Genomic DNA, 21,155 nt, shown 5'->3' with positions numbered 1-21,155 from the left:
AACCAAAGACGTGGCCAGTACGTATGAACGAAAAGTAGCGTCTAGCCAATCGTCAACGTTATAACTCGAAGCACGTCAACCGGCACTTAAACTGATTCAATCGCCAAGAGCTCATCATACTTTCGCATCTCCTCCCACTCTTCTGAGATGCCAAGTTTTGTGCACAGCCGATAAATGCTGCTTAGTGTATGCTCAACTTCTTCTGTAGTAGCAACCAGCACTTCAAGCTCCACAAACTGCCCCAGCCCTTCGACATCATCAACAACAACCGTAATGCCGTCGATCTGAGTAGAGCGCCGTGTCTTAACGACACGAGTGACAAGGTTCCAGCCAAGGCAGGCAATGAAGTCTTCGACGCGATCAGCCCCAGCATCATTAACCGGCAACTCCACTTCCCAGACACCACCTTCGGGCAGCTTCCGTTTCACTGTAAAGGTGACAGCGTCATCCACGCTACGGCAGCGAAGTACTGGATCGCCTGGCGTGAAGTCCTTGAAGGACGAAATCCCATTGAGATAGACAAGATCAGCTTGTCGAACTGCTTTGGATAAGGAGTAAAGCTCCCCAGTTCGCTCAATAATATCTTGCGCATCGGCCGGAAGCCGATACTTCTTCTCTACCTCGATCATGCGAGTGCCTCTCGTTCAGTTGGTTGGCTTGCGGCTGTGTCCGCCAGGAGGGCGCGTTCACTCGACGTAATAGGCCAGTCTGCACCTTGGATGGCCTTTGGTGCCCGAACCCGCGTCCAGTCTACCTGTTTTGTCTTGATGCCATGCGATGTGCAGAGCATTCGAAGGTAATCGAGGAGATGAGAGCGATTTCCATTCATCTGAGAAAACTCTACGACCACATCTGCGTTGTGCAGCGCCCAAACCCAGCCTTCAGCTAGTACCGTTAGTCTGCTGGGTGCACTTGACTCGAAAGCGAGTGTCGGGACGATTGGTGCATAGCCTTCATTAATCAACCACTCCCGTACCCAAAAAGAATTCTTCGCATCTTGCAAGGCGTAGATCGGAACTGCAACTGGCTTCGCTCCGCCGTCTCGATACTCGCTCACAACCGACCATGCTTCAGGGGCATCGGACTTCACGTCTTTGAGAAGACGGTTGAGCGATATATCAACAGGGACGGGGTCTGGATCAAGGCCAATAGAAACGGCATTCATATCAACAAAGGACAGCCTCGGCGTAATCCGCCTATCGTGGCAGCGACGTATATACCAAATTATTTCGATGATGACACCTTCGGCGAGGCGCGTCCAGTCTGGCGACATCGGAGATTGCCTCGTATACACCCACAGCTCATCAGCCTTTTCCAGCAGGGATACGTCGAAAAGAAGAACATTCTTTTTTAGGATGAGTGAATCGACGGCTGATTTGTACCCCAAGCATGCCTCTGGGTTGATCGCGATCCGGTCGTGAGATGAGGCATGTTCCGCCATCGCCGACGTAAAATAGAAGTCATCACCATCGAAAGCAGTATATACTGTTGTAGTAGCAGGCCGAACCAACGGAAGGCTCTCGGCACTGTCTAGTGTAGTAACAGAGCCGACGTCTTTATGTAAGGCACTCAACGCCTTGCTAACACTTCCTGTTCGAGTCATCATTATTCACCTCCTTTACTGCTATTGTTCTTAAATTGCTCCAACTCTTGCTCATGTCGCTTCGAAAGCAGATCCAGCTCTTCTATTGCATTTTTAACAGTATACCCCTGCTCTTGGAACTGTATAGCAACAGTTCGCACCCATTTGTTGAGATATGCTGGCGTGAGCCCATCAATTCTTGTCGAGACTTCCTTGTCTTCAATAAGGTTTTTCCAGAATTCTTTCCACTTAGGTGTCGAGCCAGAGAGCGGAACAACATCATTTGCTATGGTGCGAGTGATGTCACCAGCAACATGCACATCAGGTGCTTCGACTTCAATGTGCTCATCAATCCGACCTGGCCGATATGCGGCAGGATCTATCGCATTCCTATCATTGGTCGCGATGATAAAGACAATTCGCCTGGCATCACGCAACTCATGAAGTCTAGGCAGCATCGACGTCGTCAAGAATCGGCTCATATCAGTGGCACTATTTGCCCTCTTCAGAAAAACGCCTTCAAACTCATCAAATAAAACAACAACATCTCTTAGTCCAGGAAGCAATGTGAATAGGGAGTCTGCCTCGACTGCGATACCGTCAACTCCAGACGACATTAACTTCGATGGATCAAGTGCCAGCAGCGGCCAACCAAGCTCTGCGGCAACTCGTTTCGCAATGGTCGTCTTTGCGGTACCGGGAGGGCCGTAGAGGAGAAGCGACATTGAAGCTAGATCGCGCCGTCCTTCTTTAATCGGTTCAATAGTTTTGCTTGTAATCTTCTCCCGGATGGCATTAGGAAGTGGAAACGTCGAGTTGATTGATGGAGCAAGCCCCAGGCCCAAAGATCTGCCAACCGATTCTGCACGGAGACGTTCCCATGCGTCAATAAAATTCATCAAAAATGCAGCCGAACTACAGGCGTCAAATGCAGATGCTCGCGTCGAAGATCCCGCCCCTTCCTGTCCCCAACCGCGATGACCTCTCGATCGTTCACATACTAACTTAGTTGTAGTAGAAAGAGCCATAATGTCATTGATAGAAAGCAAATCCTTCCCCGCGTCAAGCAAAAGTTCTGCAACCTCTGCTGACGATACAAACATCTGCGTATGTGCTTGATCAACGAGAGGTGGGCTCTTCGGAGAGAATGTCCCATCGGTGTGCACAAATTCTTTCGTAAGTATTTCAATGGCGCGACGTGTTATCGCCGTTGATTGGATATCCAGCAGTGTATCAGCACTGGATGACTTCAAAAGAACCGATAAACAAGAAGAAAGATCGAGTGCATCGAAGTCTTTGTCATGAGATGCTGAATGCAGTGCGAGCATTCGAGATAGTCCAATCATGGACTTTTCGTATGCTGTCTTAAGAGATAGCGATGCAGTTTCGATCGCTTGAATTGCTTCAGGCGATTCATTCAAGATGTCCTTGCGACATACAGACACCCACGACGATAAGGCATCCACCATAAGGTAAGTTACATACCAATTCACTTTCCCCTCGATAATCAGTGACACCTCGTCGTCAAGTGGTTCGTCTTTCGCTGCTGCCGTATAGTAGCCTCGCCGCGCGAGATCGTGAGCAAGCACCGTCGCCAGCTTACAACCATTCAAAAATGCCGTTGGATCAGCTTGTACGTTAAGTGCAGAAGTTAACCCTCGCAAATGAAGCGAAGCGCTGTACTGGGGGTTGCCAGCGGACTTCTCTCCAAGCAGTCCCATTCCTTCATATAATTCGCGTGAGCTAGTTGTGCTTGTATTACTTCTGCGAATTGATTCGTAAAGGTGATTAAAGTCAGACTCTAGCGTTGTCGACAACTCTTGGAGGGTTGCCTTGCCTCCGAAGTCGAGCGTGCTCGACAATCTGTCAGGTACAACACTAGCGGATCGTTGAAGCCTTGATAGAAAGAACGCTGTGGAGGTCATATGATCCGTAGCGTCACCAGGATCAATCGACGCTCCTTCGTATTTTAGAACAATTTTACGACCGTCTCGCTCACCAATATAATCGCCAAGCGATCTTTTCTCTCTCTTTAAAGTGCGAGTAGCCAAACCCGCAATGCCAATCAACTCTTGCAGATGTGTATCGTCATCCGTGATCGTCACGGTCATGGTGATATCGCTCCTCATCTCATGTATTGCTAGTGCTGACACGGCTACATGTTTCAATCGCCGCTCGTTTCTGACGCTCGCAGCTGTTGCAATATGCGTAACTTGTTTCTTTTCAGGGGAAAAACACTTGAGGTGGCTAGCTCCTCTACGAAGTCGATTCACATGCCAACTGCGCAGAGCACTAAACCTATTTTGCTGTGAGCTCGCACGAGATAGCGTCCTATTTATCTCCTCACTACTCGCATGGCGCCAGTTAGGGGGTAAGCAGGTCAACTCAGACACTAGCATCGCAGCCTCCAACTCGTCACTGGTTAATACTGCAACTACTTCGCTCATGCGGATTTATTTATATTGTACCATGAGTTACGTTGAGATGATAACCAAAACTTTCGTTTTGGAGGCATATGTTGGGCTTGTCGCTGCTTGCTGCATAGGTAGACCCTCATCCTCACATCCAGTGCTTTCCTCTTCCTGAGACGCCCCGCCAGACGCCCCGCCAGACGCATCGCTGCACTCAACCATTCATACCTTTCGGCGCTGTCTGGCGGCTTGGTGCTGCTTTGTGGCGGCGACTGGTAGCCCCTCTCGGGATCCCCTCCTCTGCTGGCTGCGCGTCCAGGTGGTACCACTGTCGCCCGGTACGTCACCTACTCTGCTGGCCACACCGCCTGTCACCACAGCCATCTGATGGTTCCGCCCCTGCTGGAGTAATAGCCGAACCAGCAAGGCTCTCCATACTGTCCGCGTTGCACTCCGAGTCGGGTCTGCCATCGCTCTGCGCAGGCAGTAGGTATGTAGGCAGGCCGTTCCAGCCAGCGGTGCACCACGCTCGCACCGTACTTCGCAGCCTCTCCTGTGCGCTCCTCACCCCTGTGTCCCTTCGCTTCGCCCAACTTCGCACTGGACTTTGCGGGCATTCTGAGCGTCAATGGAAAGAGATGCTGGTCGTTGTGGCTGGTATGTCTGGACAAATGGGTAAGTGAAAGGAGGATTGAGTGTATGGAAGCAGGATCAACACAAGGCGGTGTAGCGGCAGTTGGGGCTGACCCGTTTGCGGCTATGGCGGCGCAATTGACTCCCAAGCGGGCCGTCTCATACATCCGCGTCTCTACCCGTGAGCAGGCTCAGCGTGGTGGGTCGGAGGAGGGCTTCTCCCTCCCGGCCCAGCGGGAGGCGAATAAGCGCAAGGCCCAGTCGATGGGAGCGCTGGTGGTTAAGGAGTTCGCTGATCGTGGTGAGTCGGCTCGTAGTGCGAACCGGCCTGAGCTGCAGAAGATGCTGGCGTACCTTAAGGAAGATGGTGGGATTGACTATGTCATTGTCCATAAGTTAGATCGGTTAGCTCGTAATAGGGCGGACGATGTGGAGATCAACCGGGCGTTTGAGGAGGCGGGTGTGCGGTTGGTGTCGACGTCGGAGAACATCGACCAGACGCCTGGTGGGATGCTGCTGCACGGCATTATGAGCAGCATCGCTGAGTTCTACTCCCGTAACCTAGCCAATGAGGTCATCAAGGGGATGGGCGAGAAAGCGAGGAACGGTGGGACACTGGGTAAGGCGCCGCTGGGGTATGTGAATGTACGCGCCAGAGATGAGCATGGGAGAGAGGTTCGGACGGTTGAGCTGGATGAGGAGCGGGCGCCGCTGGTGAGGCTGGCTTTCACGGAGTATGCGACGGGTAGCTGGACAGTGCGACAGCTAGCGGAGCATTTGGCAGAGTTGGGGCTGACGACAGCGCCGTCGCCAGCGCGACCAGCCAAGCCGATCACGGCGACCAGACTGCAGAACATCTTGCATCTGCCCTACTATAAAGGGGTTATCTCCTTTCAAGGGGTGGACTATGTCGGTGCGCACGAGCCACTGGTGGACAGCCAGACGTGGCAAACCGTGCAGCAGGTGTTCGCTTCGCGGCGCACGGGTGAGCGGCAGCGCACACACAACCACTTCCTTAAAAGCACGGCGATGTGTGGTGTGTGCGGAGCGCGGTTACTCGTCCAGCGAGCCAAGAACAGTAAGGGTGTGGTGTATCCGTACTTCGTCTGTGCCAGACGGCACCGGGTGCACGACTGTACCTTCAAGGCGGTGCTTATTGACGAGGTGGAGGAGTTGGTGGCAGCGCTGTACCAACGTATCCAGTTGACGACTGAGGATCGAGCCAAGGTGGAGTGCTATCTCCAGGGCGAGCTGGCGCAAATCGAAGGGGAGAAAGACAGAGAGGTGCGTTCCCTGACCACCCGGCGCACCAACATCGAGGACAAGCGCCGTAGGCTGCTGCACGCCCACTACGAAGGTGCTGTGCCACTGGACTTGCTCAAGGAAGAACAGGCCCAGCTGACGGCCGAGCTGGAGCGTATTAAACGCCAACTAGCCGTCTACCGAGCAGATGTGACGGCAACTCGACGCGTTATGGAGGCGGTGCTTGACCTCATGCAGGACTGTTCGCGCCTCTACAGTGCCGCTCCCGCTCATCTGAAGAAGCTGCTTAACCAGGTGTTCTTCGAGCACATCTTGGTTAATCCGCGTGTTGATGACGACGGCACGATCATCATGCCAGGCACGTCGCCCTCACAAAGCGACAGCAGCAATGCAGCCGATGATGTGGGCCAGGTGAGCGATCGAGCAGAGCGGCAGCATACTGACGTCGCCAGTCCGTGTATGAGTGATGAATTGGCTGTATGGAGTGTGCCCGAGGATGGTGGCGACGATGATATGACGACGGAGCGTGCTGCGATGGTGTGCTCGCCGCCGCCTCTTCCGCGAATGACAAGCGGCAGCAACGGGACAGCCCTGACCGCTTGTCTCCGCTTCCCCTTCACCTATCTGGCCAGCCCTGCTCTCCGGAGAGCCGCCGAGCGAGATGCCACCCGGCTCAACAAGCAAAAAACTGGCGCACAGCCGCACCAGCAAAACACACCCATCCCCGCCAACAAGCACAGCCCTCGCCATAACCTGCCCCATGAGGCCGTTCCGCTTGGCTGTTGTTCGTATACGAGGGTATTGGTACCCCCTGTGGGGCTCGAACCCACGACCTTCGGATTAAAAGTCCGCAGCTCTGACCAACTGAGCTAAGGGGGCGTGCCGACGGCCGGAAGCAGAGTCCAGACGCCATCGGCAGGGGCCAGCATAGCCGGACAACCGACCGCGGTGTCGAACCGGCCTCGCCGTCGGCCGGAAGTGAACCGGTGGGGGAGCGCCCACGCTCCCGCGAGACAATGGGGCCGTGCGTCGTCGCCGGCGCGCCCGCACCGCGTGAGGAGTCCCCATGGCCCGCCAGTTCCACCGCCCCGCCCGACTCGACCCCGAGGCCGCCGAACAGATCGAGGGCAGCACCGACACCGCCGTCGCCTCCGAACTCGCCCACCGCGCCGCCCAGGCCCTCATCGGCGGCTTCCCCGGCACCGAGACCGAGGACGACCCCATCACCCGCTCCGGCATCGTCGCCGCGGTCGCCACCAACGGCATCGACGACATCGCCGAGCTGTGGGCCGACTCCCCGGCCACCACCCTGCCCGGCACCCTGTGGCGCCTCTTCCTCGTGCGCGAGTGGATCCGCCGCGACCCCGAGCTCGTCGCCCGCCGCTACGCCACCGTCATCGACCTCACCGAGGCCGACGACACCACGAACGCCCGCCTCGAGTCCGCCCTTAGCGAGGCGCGCCCCGCACCTTCCCCCACCGACCTGCGCGAGCGTCTCGACGCTGTCCTGGCCGGCAGCGTCGAGGGCTCCGTCACCGAGATCGCCCCACTGCTGAGCGCCACTGCCGGATTCCTGCGCGCCCTGGCAGCCGGCTCCAACCCCGTGTGGATCGAGGACGACACCGACGAGCTCGCCGACCGCGTCACCCGCCGCGACTCCGCCCTCCTGGCCACCGCCGACGAGCTCACCGACGCCGCCCGCCGCGCCGCCGCCGGACTCCTCGACTGAGAGGCCCTTGCGCAGGGGCGATCCGGACGAGGAATGTCCAAATCGGAAACAAAGGCCTGAAGCAGACATGTGTAGGTAGATCGGAACCGCATGATTCCGCGGTTCTGTTGAAGGCGTGAAGAGTGCGCAAGCTCCTTTGTCTCCGATTTGGACACGACCGGCATCATTGGCGAGATCATGCGCGCTTCGTTGGACGAGACGTGGGGGGAGCGCCCAGCGGGGGCGCCTACCACCCGTGAGTCCCAAAGAGCGGGCGTGAGCGGCGGCGCCTCGTATCATCGCCGAACTGGGGCGGACCTCCGCCCCACAAGGCCGCCCGGACGTGGGACCATGTGGCCATGACCAACGACGCGCCTCACTCCGCCCCCACCCCGCTCTCCCGCTTCCTGGGCGGGTGGATGCGTCACGCCAGCCCCCAGGAGCCCGAGCAGGTGGTCGACGACGCCGAGGCGCCCGAGGCTGTCGAAACTGTCGAAACTGTCGAAGCCGCCGAAGCCACGGAGGCCGCCGAGTCGGCGGTCTCGCCCGAGGCTGCGAGCACCGACGGTCCGGCCGTCTCCGCCGAGGTTGCCAGCCCCGACGCCCAGGGCGAGCCCGACGCCGCCCCGACTGCCCCTGGCGGCTCCTCCACCGGCGACGAGACCCCCGTGGGGCAGGAGGTCCCCGAGCGCCCACAGACCCCGGAAGAAGCCTCCGACCTGGCCGACTCCACCAACCCCGACGACCTTGAGGGTGCAGGGGAGACGGTCGAGGAGGAGCACGTCATCGAGGTCGCCGACCCGCGCGACTTCGCCGACGACTCCGGCCCCCAGTACGAGGACGAGGACTTCGACGACATCGTCGACGGCGAGGCGGCCCCCGCCCCCGGCCCTATCGGCACCGCGACCCCCGCCATCGCCCCCTCCTCCATCACCTCCGCCAGTTCGCACTCGGCCCCGTCGGCCGCTGAGGCTCAGACGGCGCCGGCCGCCGTGGTGCCGGGGGGCCGGGGCCTGTCTGCTCCCGCCAGTGCTCCCAGCGCGGGCCCCTCCGCCGGCTCCGCCATCGCCCCCTCCGCATCCTCCTCACTGAGCGCGGCTGACACGGCCGGTGCCGACTCCGCCGACGCGGCGGCCTCGGCCGCCTCCGCTGACGCCGCCCAGGTGGACCCCGAGGACCTTCTGCCGCCCCTGGAGTCCTTCAAGGACCGCTTCATCGACCGGGAGCTGACCTGGCTGGACTTCAACGAGCGCGTCCTGGAGCAGGCCGAGGACCACACCCTGCCCTTGCTGGAGCGCGCCTGGTTCCTGTCGATCTTCTCTTCCAACCTGGACGAGTTCTACATGGTGCGTGTCGCCGGGCTCATGCGCCGCATCAAGGCCGGCATCACGCCGGTTCGCGCCTCCGGCCTGGACGCCCACCAGGTCCTGGCCCAGGTCACCAGCCGCACCAAGGAGCTCACTGCCCGCCAGGCCGCCCTCTTCCAGGAGGACATCCGCCCGGCCCTGGCCGAGCGCAACGTGAAGATCCTGGGCTGGGATGAGCTCAACTCCGACCAGCAGGAGCGCCTGACCCGCTACTTCCGCCACCAGATTTACCCGGTCCTCACCCCGCTGGCGGTCGACCCCTCCCACCCCTTCCCCTACATCTCGGGCCTGTCCCTCAACCTCGCCGTCATCCTGCGCAACCCGCGCAGCGGCAAGGAGCACTTCGCCCGCATCAAGGTGCCCGACTCCCTGCCGCGCCTCATCCAGGTCCCGGGCCGCGAGCTCGACGCCGCGGACAAGGCCGCCGGCTGCGCCGTCATCCCCATTGAGATCGTCATCGGCCAGCACCTCGACCACCTCTTCCCGGGCATGGACATCCTGGAGCACCATCTCTTCCGGGTCACCCGCAACGAGGACCTCGAGGTGGAGGAGGACGACGCCGAGAACCTTCTCAAGGCCATGGAGAAGGAGCTCGAGCGGCGCCGCTTCGGCGACTGCGTGCGCCTGGAGGTGGAGGACACCATCTCCTCCTTCACCCGCCGCTACCTGGTGCGCGCCCTGGGCCTCAAGGGCGACGACGTCTTCGAGCTCCCTGCGCCCCTGGACCTGACCTGCCTCAACCAGCTCCATGACTTGGACATCCCCGACCTGAAGTACCCGCGCTTCGTGCCGGTGACGGCCGCGGGCCTGGCCGCCTACGAGTCCTCCTCCGCGCCGGACGTCTTCGCCGCCATGCGCGAGCACGATGTCCTGCTGCACCACCCTTACGACTCCTTCTCCACCTCCGTCCAGGAGTTCGTGGCCCAGGCGGCCGCCGACCCCAAGGTCCTGGCCATCAAGCAGACCCTCTACCGCACCTCCGGCGACTCCCCGATCGTGGACGCCCTCATCGAGGCTGCCGAGGCCGGCAAGCAGGTCGTGGCCATCGTGGAGATCAAGGCCCGTTTCGACGAGGAGGCCAACATCTCCTGGGCCCGCAAGCTCGAGCGCGCCGGTGTCCACGTCGTCTACGGAATGGTCGGCCTCAAGACGCACTGCAAGCTGCTGCTCGTGGTGCGCCAGGAGTCCGACGGCCTGCGCCGCTACTGCCACGTCGGCACCGGCAACTACCACCCCAAGACCGCCCGCGGCTACGAGGATCTGGGGCTGCTGACCTGCGACCGCGACGTCGCCCAGGACCTGACCACCCTGTTCAACCAGCTCTCCGGCTATGCCCCGCGCGCCCGCTTCCGCCGCCTGCTCGTGGCCCCCCGCGGCCTGCGCGACGGGCTCGTGGAGCATATCGAGCAGGAGATCGCCAACCGCAAGGCCGGCTTGCCCGCCTGGATTCGCATCAAGGTCAACTCCATCGTCGATGAGACCGTCATCGACGCCCTCTACCGCGCTTCGCGCGCCGGGGTGCCGGTCGACATCGTGGTGCGCGGCATCTGCGGCCTGCGCGCCGGCGTCGAGGGCCTCAGCGAGAACATTCGCGTCCGCTCGATCCTGGGGCGCTTCCTGGAGCACTCGCGCATCTACGCCTTCGCCGGCGGTGGCCAGACCGAGCTGTTCATCGGCTCGGCCGACCTCATGCACCGCAACCTCGACCGCCGCGTCGAGGCCCTGGTGCGCATCACCGACCCCGCCATGGTCGAGGACCTCGAGTGGCTGGTCACCCACTGCGCCTCCGACGACGTCGCCTCCTGGCACCTCCAGCCCGACGGCTCCTGGGAGCGTCACCTCCTTGACGCCGAGGGCAACCGCCTCGAGGACATCCAGGACAGCCTCATGGCCCGGGCGCGCTCGCGCGTCAAGGGCCGGCACTGAGACGGCCGTGCCATGAGCCCGTCCAGCAAGAAGAACCGATCGCGCGAGACCGTGAAGGCGGCCGGCGCCCTCGTGTGGCGTGAGAACGGCAAGCACCTCGAGGTGCTCCTGGTCCACCGACCCCGCTACGACGACTGGTCCATCCCTAAGGGCAAGGTCGAGCCCTGCGAGTCGGTGCGCACCTGCGCCGTGCGAGAGGTCGCCGAGGAGACCGGCGTCCAGGTCATCCTGGGCCAGCCCCTCAGCCGCGTGCACTACAAGATCGCCGACGGCTCGCGCAAGGAGGTCCACTACTGGGCCGCCCGCGTCGCCCCCGAGGCCTCGGCCGCCGTCGCCGCCCGCTGCGCCGTCAAGCCCGCCTCGGCCAAGGAGATCGACGCCGTCGAGTGGCTGCGCGTGGGCCAGGCCCGCAAGCGCCTGACCTACTCCTACGACCGGGACCTGCTCGGCGAGCTCGTCGACCTGTGGGAGGACGGCAAGCTCGACACCTGGACCCTGGTCCTCGTGCGCCACGGTCGCGCCGTCAAGCGCTCCGTGTGGAACCGCCCCAAGGAGCGGGACAAGGAGACCGACGAGGCCACCCGCCCCCTGACCCACGACCAGGGCGAGACCCGGGCCCGCGCCCTCGTCCCGATCCTGGCCGCCTACGGGGTGGGGCGCGTCCTCACCAGCCCCTGGAAGCGCTGCGTGGACACGGTCGCCCCCTACGCCGCGGCCGCGGGCCTGGACCTGGAGACGGCCGGGGCGCTGACCGAGATGGCCCACGCGGAGAGCCCCAAGGGGGTGCGCTCCGTGGTCAAGAAGGTCCTGCGCGTGCGCGAGGAGCCGACGGCGCTGTGCACCCACCGCCCCGTCCTGCCCACGATCATGGAGGTCGTCTCCCAGTACGCCCCCGGCCGACTCCTGCGCTCCGTGCCCGACCGGGACCCCTGGCTCAAGACCGGCGAGATCCTCGTGGTCCACATGGCCCGCCGCCCCCGCGGCAAGATCCGCGCCGTCGCCATCGAGAAGCAGCGCCCCGTCCTGTCCGAAGGCCGCTGACCGGACCACCGGTCTGCGCACCGGCCGAACCGCCGGCCGGGGCACCGGACCCCCTGGTGACGGTCCTCATAGGGAGTGTTTACCAACTGTTTACCCTGGTCACCCGGAACCTTCATCCGGGGCGCCTATCGTGACCGCTGCCTGACAATCACCCGGTATCCGACTGGACCCCGACCCCCTCTGACTGAGCGAGGAGAGCCCGTGCTCCTGACCCGTCGCGGCGCCCTGGGCGCCCTGAGCGTGGCCACCCTGACCGCGCTGACCGCCTGCGGACGCGACGCCGGCGCCGCCGACCCCAACGCCTCCAGCGACCTGGTGGGGGAGATCCGCGGCGCGGGCGCCACCTCCCAGTCCGACGCGCAGGACGCCTGGATGAACACCTTCATGGGCGCCAATCTGCGCGCCACCGTCGACTACGCCGGCGGCGGCTCCGGGGCCGGGCGCACCAAGCTCGTCGAGGGCGCCGTCGACTTCGCCGGCACCGACACCCCCATGACCGCCGACGAGATCAGCCGGATCGGCGGCGCCGTCGAGCTGCCCCTCTACATCTCCCCGATCGCCGTGGCCTACAACCTGCCCGGCTTCACCGGCGAGTCCCACGTCAACATGACCGGCGAGGTCCTCGCCAAGGTCCTCTCCGGCGCCATCACCCGCTGGAACGACCCCGCCCTGACCGCCCTCAACCCCGGCGCCACCCTGCCCGACCTGCGGATCATCGTCGTGGGCCGCTCCGACGACTCCGGCACCACCAAGGCCCTGACCACCTACCTGGCCACCGTCGCCCCCAAGGCCTGGCCCCACGAGCCAGAGGAGACCTGGCCGCTGCGCGGCGGCCAGTCCGGCGACGGCACCGCCGGCATGATCCAGACCGTCTCCGCGGCCACCGGCACCATCGGCTACGCCGACGCCTCCAAGGTCCCCGCCACCCTGGGCACCGTCGCCGTCGGCTCCAACGGGGCCTACGTGCCCGTCTCCGCCAAGGCCGCGGCCGCCGCCCTCGATGCCGCCACCCTGGGCTCCGAGGCCGACGAGACCCGCCTGCTCTACCAGCCCAGCCACGATGCCGTGGGCGCCTACCCCATCGTCCTGGTCTCCTACCTCGCCGCCCGCCTGCGCTACGACGACGCCCGGATCGCCGCCGTCGTCAAGGCATACCTGCGCTTCGCCGCCTCCACCCGGGGGCAGGACGCCTCCACCAAGGCCACCGGCTGCGCCCCCATCACCCGCGAGATGCGCGAGAAGATCAACGCCGCCATCGACAAGATCGCCGCCTGAGGCCGCCCGGCCGGCCCGACGCCGCACCCAACCACATGACCAACCAGCACCCACCCGCCCAGCCGCCACCCCAGACACCCCGAGGAGGGTCAGCCGTGGCCAGCACCACCGCACCGCCGTCGTCGCCGCCGCCCCCAGCGGGAGCCGCGACCGCCTCCAGCAGCGCCGACGACGCCATCATCCAGCCCGGCAAGGCCCCCGGGCAGACCGGCAACCGCATCTTCACCGGCCTGTCCTTCGGCGCCGGCACCTTCATCATGGTGGTGCTCGCCCTCGTGGCCGCCTTCCTCATCCGGGAGGCGCTGCCCGCCCTGACGGCCTCGCGCGAGACCCTGGAGTCGGTCTCCTTCATGCGTGACCGCAGCCTGTGGGGCTACGTGGCCCCGCTCGTCTTCGGCACGCTGCTGTCCTCGACCATCGCCCTGGGTGTTGCGGTGCCGCTGAGCATCGGGGTGGCCCTGTTCATCTCCCACTTCGCCCCGCGCCGCCTGGCCCAGGCCCTGGGCTACATGGTGGACCTGCTGGCCGCGATCCCCTCCGTGGTCTTCGGCCTGTGGGGCTTCCTGTGGCTGGTGCCCCTGCTCGACCCCATCAACACCTGGCTCACCGAGCACCTCGGCTTCATCCCGCTGTTCGCCGACTACACGGCCCCGGCCAAGAACATCACCACCGCCTCCCTGGTCCTGGCCGTCATGATCCTGCCGATCATCACCGCCACCATCCGCGAGATCTTCCTCCAGACGCCCACCCTCCAGGAGGAGGCCTCCCTGGCCCTGGGCGCCACCCGATACGAGATGATCCGCCAGGCCGTCCTGCCCTTCGGCCGCTCCGGCATCATCTCCGCCTCCATGCTGGGGCTCGGGCGCGCCCTGGGAGAGACCATGGCCGTCCTCATGATCCTCTCGCCCGGCATGGGGCTGAACCTGCGTATCCTCCAGGCCGGCCAGCACCAGACCATCGCCGCCAACATCGCCTCGCAGTTCCGCGAGGCCTACGGATTGAGCGTCAACGTGCTCATCGCCACCGGCCTGGTTCTGTTCATCATCACCTTCGCGGTCAACTCCCTGGCGCGGTGGATCATCGCGCGCCGCTCCGAGTTCTCAGGAGCCAGCTGACATGACACCCACGAACACCCCCGAGCCCACCGCCGGCGCCGCCTCCGACGGCGCGGCCTCCCGCCCCGACTCGGCAGCCGGTACCGGTACCGGTTCCGCAGGCGAGACCGGCGCCCCCGCGCCCAAGTCCCTCAAGGCCGCGCTCGCGGCCGCCGAGGCCCCGGCCGCCCCCGTCGACCCCCTGGCCGACCCGCCCACCATCGAGGGCGTGCCCCTGACCTCCTACCGCCTGCCCGACTGGTTCATCTGGGCGGCGCTGGGAGCCGCCTTCGTCGTCGTCGGTGGGATCGGCCTGCTGGCCGGGTGGAGCATCGCCGCCGTCGTCGCCCTGACCGCCCTGGTGTGGGTGGTGGGCGCCACCGCCGTCTCCTGGGTGCGCGAGGGCGAGCGCTGGGGCCGCAACACCCTGGTGACCCTCCTCATCTACCTGTCCTTCGCCGTCGTCATGGTGCCCCTGGTCTCCCTGGTGTGGATGGTCCTGTCCGGCGGCTCGGCCCGCTTCGGCTACGACTTCCTGACCACGAACATGCGTGGCGCCGACGCCTCCAACGGTGGCTTCTACCACGGCATCGTCGGCACCCTTCAGATCACCGGGATCGCCACCCTCATCTCGGTGCCCCTGGGACTGTTCACCGCCGTCTTCCTCGTGGAGTACAACGGCGGCTGGATCGCCCGGGTCATCACCTTCCTCGTCGACGTCATGACCGGCATCCCCTCCATCGTGGCCGGGCTGTTCGCCTACTCGATCTTCCTCATCGCGGCCGGCCCGCGCTACCAGGCCGGCATCATCGGGGCCGTCGCCTTGAGCGTCCTCATGACGCCGGTGGTCATCCGTGGCGTGGAGGAGATGCTCAAGCTCGTCCCCTCCCATCTGCGCGAGGCCTCCTACGCGCTGGGCGTGCCCAAGTGGCTCACCATCGTCAAGGTCGTGCTGCGCACCGCGGTGGCCGGCATCACCACCTCCGTCATGATCGCCATCGCCCGGGTCATCGGCGAGACCGCCCCGCTGCTCATCACCGTGGGCCTGACGATCCGCACCAACACCAACCCGCTGGACGGCTCCATGTCCACCCTGCCGGTGCTCGTCTACGACCAGTACTCCCGCGGGGAGGCCGCCGCCATGGAGCGCGCCTGGGCCGGGGCGCTGACCCTCATCATCCTGGTCATGCTGCTCAACCTCGCGGCCCGCCTCATCTCCAAGTGCTTCAGCCCCAAGGGCGGCCGGCGCTAGCCCGGCCCGAGCCGCCGGGACCACCGCGCCCGCAGCGACCCCAGAGCCCTCAGCAGTCCACCTCAGGTAAAGGAACCGACGTGTCCAAGCGCATCGACGTCATCGGCGAGAACATCTACTACGGCGACTTCCTGGCCGTGAAGGACGCCAACGTCGTCATCGAGCCCAAGTCCGTCACCGCTCTCATCGGCCCCTCCGGCTGCGGGAAGTCCACCTTCCTGCGCACCCTCAACCGCATGCACGAGACCATCCCCGGTGCCCGCGTCGAGGGTCAGGTCATCGTCGATGGCGTCAACCTCTACGGCCCCGGCGTCGATGCCGTCCAGGTGCGCCGCGCCATCGGCATGGTCTTCCAGCGGCCCAACCCCTTCCCCACCATGTCCATTGCCGAGAACGTCCTGGCCGGCGTGCGCCTCAACAACCGGCGCATCAAGAAGTCCGACGCCGACGACCTGGTGGAGGCCTCTCTGCGCGGGGCCAACCTGTGGGACGAGGTCAAGGACCGGCTGGACCGGCCGGGCCTGGGCCTGTCCGGCGGCCAGCAGCAGCGCCTGTGCATCGCCCGCGCCATCGCGGTCAAGCCCGCCGTCCTGCTCATGGACGAGCCCTGTTCCGCCCTGGACCCCATCTCCACGCTCGCCATCGAGGACCTCATCTCCGAGCTCAAGACGGACTACACGATCGTCATCGTCACCCACAACATGCAGCAGGCCTCGCGCGTGAGCGACATGACCGGCTTCTTCAATCTGGAGGCCACCGGCAAGCCGGGCCACCTCGTCGAGTACGACTCCACCGACAAGATCTTCTCCGCCCCCAGCCAGCAGGCCACTGAGGACTACATCTCCGGCCGCTTCGGCTGAGGAATGAGGACGTCGGGCCGGAGAGCGCCAGTCGGCGCGAATGCCGCTCGCGGCGGCTTGAGTTGGAGCCCGGGGCCCGTCACGGCCCGACGCCGTCCACGAGTCTACAGGGCCAGGCTACGGGCTGCGGCGGTGTCCACCCAGTGAATCCTACCGGCGGTCGGGGAGACGTCTGGGCTGCTCCTGGCCGGGGGTCTGCCCGGGCCTTCCCAGTCTGCCCGGGCCGGCGTGCTCAGGCGTCCTCGGGGGCGTCCAGGCGGTAGCCGACGTTGCGCACCGTGCCGATGAGGTTGTCGTGCTCGGTGCCCAGCTTGGCGCGCAGGCGACGGATGTGCACGTCCACCGTGCGCGAGCCGCCGATGTAGTCCTCGCCCCACACCTCGTGCAGGAGCGCGTCACGGGTCAGGACCCGCCCCTGGTTGGCGGCCAGGAACTTCAGCAGCTCGAACTCCTTGTAGGTCAGGTCCAGGATCGTGCCGCGCAGTCGGGCCGTGTAGGCGGTGACGTCAATAACGAGGTCGCCCACGTCGATGCGGTCGTCGTCGGCCTCGTCCACGACCGGGACGTGGGCGCGCAGCAGCCGCAGCCGGGCCGACAGCTCGGCGGGCTTGGCGCCGGCCATGACGAAGTCGGCGGCGCCCCAGTCGATCTGCACCGCGGCGGCGCCGCCCTCCTCCACAATGAGGATGATGGGCGGGCAGTCCATGGGGCCGGTGAAGAGCTGGCACAGGGCGCGGGCGCGGGTCAGGTCCCCGCGGGCGTCGATCATGACGACGTCGGCGCTGTCCACCTCCGCGTAGGAGGAGGGCATCGGGGGGAGGCACTCCACCGGGGAGTCGAGGAAAGCGGTCGCCGGCAGAACATCAGTGGCGTCACTCTCACGAGTGAACATGATGATCCGCATGGCTGCTCCTTCCGTGGCTCGCGACCAGGAACCGCCGGCGCAGTCGAACTGAGCAGCGGCGATACTGTTGGGACAAGTCAACCACACCTGGTCGCAGGCGGAATCTCCTGGGGCAACGACTGTCCGGATAGTGACCGTCCGCAAGGAGTGCGGGGCGGGGCCGCAGTGAGGTCACAGTGGGCCCTGCGGCCGCCCGGGTGTGGGACGATGCGTGCTGTGACTACCCACCACCGACGAGCCCAACCGGCCGCGCGCACCCGCAGAGCCTCCCGCGGCTCGCGCCATGACTCCCGTGCCGCAGCCGTTCCGACGGCCGCCGGTGGCGCGTCGGACTGGGCCAGCGTCATCGGCGTGAGCGACTCCCACGCCTCGGCCGAGCCCGCCGGGTTGCAGGCAGCCGTGCACCCGACCGGCTCGGATGCCGTTGGTGAGCCGGCCGACTCCTCCGACGCTCCAGAGGCGGCCCGCTCGGCGGACTCAGGCAATGGCATCGACTTCACCGAGGACCTGGGCTATGCCACCCGTCGCGCCTCCAACCGTCCTAAGGAACCGGGCCTGGTGGACCCGGCCTGGACTCGGCTCGCCTTCGCGGGCGTGGTGCCGCTGCTGCTGGCGGTCGGATCGGTGCTGCCCGGCTGGGTGAGGCTGGCCCTCGTGGCCGTCCTGGTGCCGGCCGCCGCACAGGGCTGGCCCGCGCTCGTGCGCGCCCGGCACGACCTGGGCGGCACGATCGTCATGACGATCAGTGGGCTGTCGGCCGCCGCCAGCGTCTACCTCCTCGACGACATGGGGGTGGCCGGCCTGGTCATGGCCTTCTCGATCCTGCTGGCCTTCGTCGGCCAGATGCTGCGCCGCGACGGCCGGCACAACCTGGTCGAGGATCTGTCCTCAACGGTGGCCGGCTGCCTCGTGGCGGTCTCCGGCTCGGCCTGGTGCGCCCTGGAGCCGGGACTGGCCGACCCGGCCATCGTCGTGCCCACCTGCCTGGCGCTGTTCGTTGGTGCCGTCCTGACGGTCCTCAACGTGCGCGCCCGGATGCTGGAGGCCCTCACCGTCACGGTTCCGGCCCTGTTCGCCGGGGCTGCCGGCTACGTGCTGGCCTCGGCCGGTTTCTTCGGCCTGTCCCACATCAGTGCGACCGCGGCCCTGCAGAGCGCCGTGGCCTGCGTGGCTGTCGGCTTCGTGGCTGGGGTCCTCATGGCCTCGGGCAACCGCGTCCTCTGGACCCACCGCTGGGTGCCCGGCGGGCGGGCGGCGGTGGCCTCCGCGCTCGTGCCGATCCTGTCGGTCGGCGTACCGGTCTACGCCATCGCCCGCCTCCTGGGCGGCTTCATCGCCGGCTGAGGGCGGCCGACCGGCCCCGCGAGGCCCTGCGAACGCCGCGTCACGGCGCCCGAATGTCCAAATCGGTGACAAAGAGACTCCGAAGCTCCGCGGTCACGCGAAGGAACCGCAGAATCATGCGGTTTCGTCTGGCGCCCTCAGTGCTCCTCACCGCCTTTGTATCCATTTTGGACACTGCGGTGCCGATCCTGCCCGGATCTGCGGCTCCAGAGCGCGCCGGAGGCTCAGGGCGCCGGCGGATCTGCGCGGCCGGGACGGGCGGCGCGCGTGATGCGGCCCGGGGTGACGTCGTAGGCTGCGGGCATGGCATTCACGCTTCCTGACGACCTGGCCCCCGAGCTCTACCCGCTGGCCTGGCTGACCGGCACCTGGCGCGGCTACGGCATCCTCACCTACGGCGAGACCGTGCCCGAGCAGGCCGTCTACCAGGAGATGACCTTCGACCACGACGGCGGCCCCTACCTGCGCCAGACCACCACTATCTGGACGGTCGACGCCACCCGCTCCAAGAACCTCGACTTCGAGATGCCCGGCCTCCAGGGCGCCTCCCTCCTCGCCCCCGCTCAGATCTGGTCCACCGAGACCACCTACTGGCGGCCCGTCGGCCAGGAGCAACCCGACGCCGCCGAGACCGACACCGCCGCCACTGAGCCCGCCGAGGACGGCACTGACACCTCTGACACCACCAACGCCGCCGACACCAAGGGCTCCGGCGGTCCGCTCATCCCCATCACCCAGCTCGAGCTCGTCTCGGCCGACCCCGCCGGCCACGTCGCCGTCTGGGAGGGCTGGATCCAGGGGCCGCGCGCCCAGGTCGGCACCCAAGCCGTGGGCCGGGCCCGCACTGCCGTCCCCGTGGAGGAGATGACCCGCATGTTCGGGCTCGTGGGCGGCGACCTCATGTGGACCCAGGACATGGCCGCCTTCGGTCGGAGCGAGGTGACCACTTACGCCTCGGGCCGCCTCGGCCGCGTCGAGGACGCAGATGACCCCGCCGCCCAGCCCGGCTCCGCCCTCGACCCGGCTGAGCCGGAGGGCGAGTCCTCCACCTCCTCCGCTCCCGCCTCCGACGACGCCGAGCCGACCGCCTGATGCGCCCCTCCCCGCTGCTGAACCGCCCCGGCGCTGTCGCCTCCGCCCCGGAGGACCCCGACCAGGCCGTCCCCGCCCACCTCGGCGACCCCGGCCGCGAGCAGGCCGCCCTGGCCGAGGGGCGCGCGGTCTGCGCCCTGGCGCGCGACGTCGTCACCGTCACTGGGCCGGACCGCCTGAGCTGGCTGACCACGCTGTCCAGTCAGGTGCTCACCGGCCTGGAGCCCGGCGACGGTGGCGCCGAGACGCTGCTCCTCGACGCCCAGGGCCACATCACCCATGCGCTCGCCGCCCTCGACGACGGCCGCACGCTCTGGCTCGTCACGGAGGCCGGCAACGGTGAGGCGCTGGCGACCTTCCTGGACTCCATGCGCTTCATGCTGCGCGTCGAGGTGACTGGACGGCCCGACGTCATGGCGCTGGGCGCCCTGGGGGAGGGCCTCGATGCCCTGGCCCAGGCGGCGCGCGACACGGCGCCGGATGCCCCCGACGCCCAGGCTGACGCTGACCAAACCGCTGCCGAGCCTCAGGGCTCGCTCATCGGTCTGTGGCGCGATTCGTGGCCGGGCGTCGTCGACGGCGGCACGAGCTACGACGTCGGGGCGGACTGGTCGCATCCTGGCCAGGGCTACCGGGCCGGTTTCGTCCTGGTGCCCGCACAGAGCGTGAATGCTGTGGTGGGGGCTTTCTTGGCCGCCGGGGAGGGGCGGCGCCTGGCTGGTGCCCTGGCCTGGGAGGCGCTGCGCATTGAGGCCGGCCGTCCTCGCTGGGCCCGCGAGGCCGACGCCCGCGCGATCCCGCACGAGCTGGACTGGCTGCGCACGGCCGTGCACCTGACGAAGGGCTGCTACCCGGGCCAGGAGACGATTGCGCGCACCCTCAACCTGGGCCGGCCTCCGCGCCGCCTCACCGTGCTCCAGCTTGACGGGCTCGTCGGCGACCTGCCCCAGCCGGGGGCGAGTGTGCGCATGGGGGAGCGGGCCGTGGGTGCCGTGACCTCCGTGGCGCGCCACCACGAGCTCGGCCCCATCGCCCTGGCCCTGCTGCGTCGCGCCGTGCCCGCGGGCGAGCAGCTGACCGTGGAGATCACCGAGGTCGACGAGGCCACTGGCGAGACCATCCCCGTCGGGAGGGTCGACGCCGCCCAGGAGGTGTTGGTCTCCCCCGAGGGGCGCGCCCAGGCCAGTCCGGCCGAGCGTCCCGGCGCCGAGCTGCGCAAGGGCTTGCGGCTCTGAGCCGTCCGGTCGTCCGCCGGATCCCGGGCGCTCCCGGGACGGCTGCTAGAGGGCTGGTGACCCGAGGCGGATGGAGCGACTGGCAGCCGCCACGTGAGGCCAGCACTTTTCTCGCTGGGCGTGGCAGCCTGTCTGGGATCGGTGACCGGCGACCGGTAGCCTGGGGCG

The 21,155-nt window shown here is 65.7% G+C and carries 14 protein-coding genes, 1 tRNA gene and 1 pseudogene; 11 read left to right on the top strand and 5 right to left on the bottom strand.

Features of this window, described 5'->3' with window-relative positions; genetic code table 11:
- Positions 1-86: 86 nt before the first annotated feature.
- The 3 genes from cyaB to HW274_RS10880 are packed head-to-tail and all read right to left on the bottom strand — an operon-like array spanning position 87 to position 3,693.
- Positions 87-629: a class IV adenylate cyclase gene (gene cyaB, locus HW274_RS10890; RefSeq protein ID WP_185988793.1), complete on the bottom strand. Its 543-nt coding sequence runs from the start codon at positions 627-629 to the stop codon at positions 87-89.
- Complete coding sequence (locus tag HW274_RS10885) at positions 626-1,606, bottom strand: hypothetical protein (protein WP_185988792.1); 981 nt, start codon at positions 1,604-1,606, stop codon at positions 626-628. Before HW274_RS10885 ends, cyaB begins: the two co-directional genes overlap by 4 nt.
- A complete protein-coding gene (locus HW274_RS10880; protein ID WP_185988791.1) occupies positions 1,606-3,693 on the bottom strand; it encodes an ATP-binding protein in 2,088 nt (695 codons plus the stop codon). Before HW274_RS10880 ends, HW274_RS10885 begins: the two co-directional genes overlap by 1 nt.
- Before the next feature lie 999 nt (positions 3,694-4,692).
- Between HW274_RS10880 and HW274_RS10875 the strand changes: the two are divergent.
- Positions 4,693-5,754, top strand: a pseudogene (locus tag HW274_RS10875) (recombinase family protein); the annotation flags it as partial.
- Positions 5,755-6,691: 937 nt separating this feature from the next.
- On the opposite strand, the gene HW274_RS10870 reads toward HW274_RS10875, so the two are convergent.
- Positions 6,692-6,768 (bottom strand) — tRNA-Lys (locus HW274_RS10870).
- Positions 6,769-6,955: 187 nt separating this feature from the next.
- Between HW274_RS10870 and HW274_RS10865 the strand changes: the two genes are divergently transcribed.
- The 7 genes from HW274_RS10865 to pstB all read left to right on the top strand — a co-directional run bounded on the left by HW274_RS10865 (position 6,956) and on the right by pstB (position 16,412).
- Positions 6,956-7,618 (top strand): hypothetical protein, encoded by a 663-nt coding sequence (locus tag HW274_RS10865; RefSeq protein WP_185988790.1) that lies wholly within the window; start codon positions 6,956-6,958, stop codon positions 7,616-7,618.
- A gap of 338 nt (positions 7,619-7,956) precedes the next feature.
- A complete protein-coding gene (locus tag HW274_RS10860; protein ID WP_185988789.1) occupies positions 7,957-10,890 on the top strand; it encodes an RNA degradosome polyphosphate kinase in 2,934 nt (977 codons plus the stop codon).
- A 12-nt stretch (positions 10,891-10,902) separates the two neighbouring features.
- Positions 10,903-11,931, top strand: coding sequence for an NUDIX hydrolase (locus HW274_RS10855; protein ID WP_185988788.1), 1,029 nt, complete (start codon positions 10,903-10,905; stop codon positions 11,929-11,931).
- A gap of 201 nt (positions 11,932-12,132) precedes the next feature.
- Positions 12,133-13,206: a phosphate ABC transporter substrate-binding protein PstS gene (gene pstS, locus HW274_RS10850; RefSeq protein WP_075254281.1), complete on the top strand. Its 1,074-nt coding sequence runs from the start codon at positions 12,133-12,135 to the stop codon at positions 13,204-13,206.
- Between the two features lie 95 nt (positions 13,207-13,301).
- Positions 13,302-14,321: a phosphate ABC transporter permease subunit PstC gene (gene pstC, locus HW274_RS10845; RefSeq protein ID WP_185988787.1), complete on the top strand. Its 1,020-nt coding sequence runs from the start codon at positions 13,302-13,304 to the stop codon at positions 14,319-14,321.
- A gap of 1 nt (position 14,322) precedes the next feature.
- A complete protein-coding gene (gene pstA / locus HW274_RS10840; protein WP_185988786.1) occupies positions 14,323-15,552 on the top strand; it encodes a phosphate ABC transporter permease PstA in 1,230 nt (409 codons plus the stop codon).
- An 80-nt stretch (positions 15,553-15,632) separates the two neighbouring features.
- Complete coding sequence (gene pstB, locus HW274_RS10835; protein ID WP_185988785.1) at positions 15,633-16,412, top strand: phosphate ABC transporter ATP-binding protein PstB; 780 nt, start codon at positions 15,633-15,635, stop codon at positions 16,410-16,412.
- Positions 16,413-16,644: 232 nt separating this feature from the next.
- On the opposite strand, the gene HW274_RS10830 is transcribed toward pstB, so the two are convergent.
- Complete coding sequence (locus tag HW274_RS10830; RefSeq protein WP_075254279.1) at positions 16,645-17,316, bottom strand: response regulator transcription factor; 672 nt, start codon at positions 17,314-17,316, stop codon at positions 16,645-16,647.
- 207 nt (positions 17,317-17,523) lie between these two features.
- Here HW274_RS10830 and HW274_RS10825 point away from each other — a divergent pair, with 207 nt between their 5' ends.
- From HW274_RS10825 to HW274_RS10815, 3 genes are all read left to right on the top strand, one after another.
- Positions 17,524-18,660, top strand: a complete 1,137-nt coding sequence (locus HW274_RS10825) for a hypothetical protein (protein ID WP_185988784.1) — start codon at positions 17,524-17,526, stop codon at positions 18,658-18,660.
- 303 nt (positions 18,661-18,963) lie between these two features.
- Positions 18,964-19,752, top strand: coding sequence for an FABP family protein (locus HW274_RS10820; protein ID WP_185988783.1), 789 nt, complete (start codon positions 18,964-18,966; stop codon positions 19,750-19,752).
- Positions 19,752-20,987, top strand: coding sequence for a folate-binding protein YgfZ (locus HW274_RS10815; RefSeq protein ID WP_075255265.1), 1,236 nt, complete (start codon positions 19,752-19,754; stop codon positions 20,985-20,987). Before HW274_RS10820 ends, HW274_RS10815 begins: the two co-directional genes overlap by 1 nt.
- Positions 20,988-21,155: the final 168 nt, after the last annotated feature.

Origin of the sequence: Actinomyces sp. oral taxon 169, from assembly GCF_013394715.1 — a bacterium.
Lineage (GTDB): Bacteria > Actinomycetota > Actinomycetes > Actinomycetales > Actinomycetaceae > Actinomyces.
Note: the sequence above shows the minus strand (reverse complement) of the source record. Positions and strands in the feature narration are given on the sequence as shown.

Coding starts and splice junctions, on each gene's coding strand:
- cyaB (WP_185988793.1), bottom strand. CDS start 629: ATGATCGAGGTAGAGAAGAAGTATCGGCTTCCGGCCGATGCGCAAGAT.
- HW274_RS10885 (WP_185988792.1), bottom strand. CDS start 1,606: ATGATGACTCGAACAGGAAGTGTTAGCAAGGCGTTGAGTGCCTTACAT.
- HW274_RS10880 (WP_185988791.1), bottom strand. CDS start 3,693: ATGACCGTGACGATCACGGATGACGATACACATCTGCAAGAGTTGATT.
- HW274_RS10865 (WP_185988790.1), top strand. CDS start 6,956: ATGGCCCGCCAGTTCCACCGCCCCGCCCGACTCGACCCCGAGGCCGCC.
- HW274_RS10860 (WP_185988789.1), top strand. CDS start 7,957: ATGACCAACGACGCGCCTCACTCCGCCCCCACCCCGCTCTCCCGCTTC.
- HW274_RS10855 (WP_185988788.1), top strand. CDS start 10,903: ATGAGCCCGTCCAGCAAGAAGAACCGATCGCGCGAGACCGTGAAGGCG.
- pstA (WP_185988786.1), top strand. CDS start 14,323: ATGACACCCACGAACACCCCCGAGCCCACCGCCGGCGCCGCCTCCGAC.
- HW274_RS10830 (WP_075254279.1), bottom strand. CDS start 17,316: ATGCGGATCATCATGTTCACTCGTGAGAGTGACGCCACTGATGTTCTG.
- HW274_RS10825 (WP_185988784.1), top strand. CDS start 17,524: ATGCGTGCTGTGACTACCCACCACCGACGAGCCCAACCGGCCGCGCGC.
- HW274_RS10820 (WP_185988783.1), top strand. CDS start 18,964: ATGGCATTCACGCTTCCTGACGACCTGGCCCCCGAGCTCTACCCGCTG.
- HW274_RS10815 (WP_075255265.1), top strand. CDS start 19,752: ATGCGCCCCTCCCCGCTGCTGAACCGCCCCGGCGCTGTCGCCTCCGCC.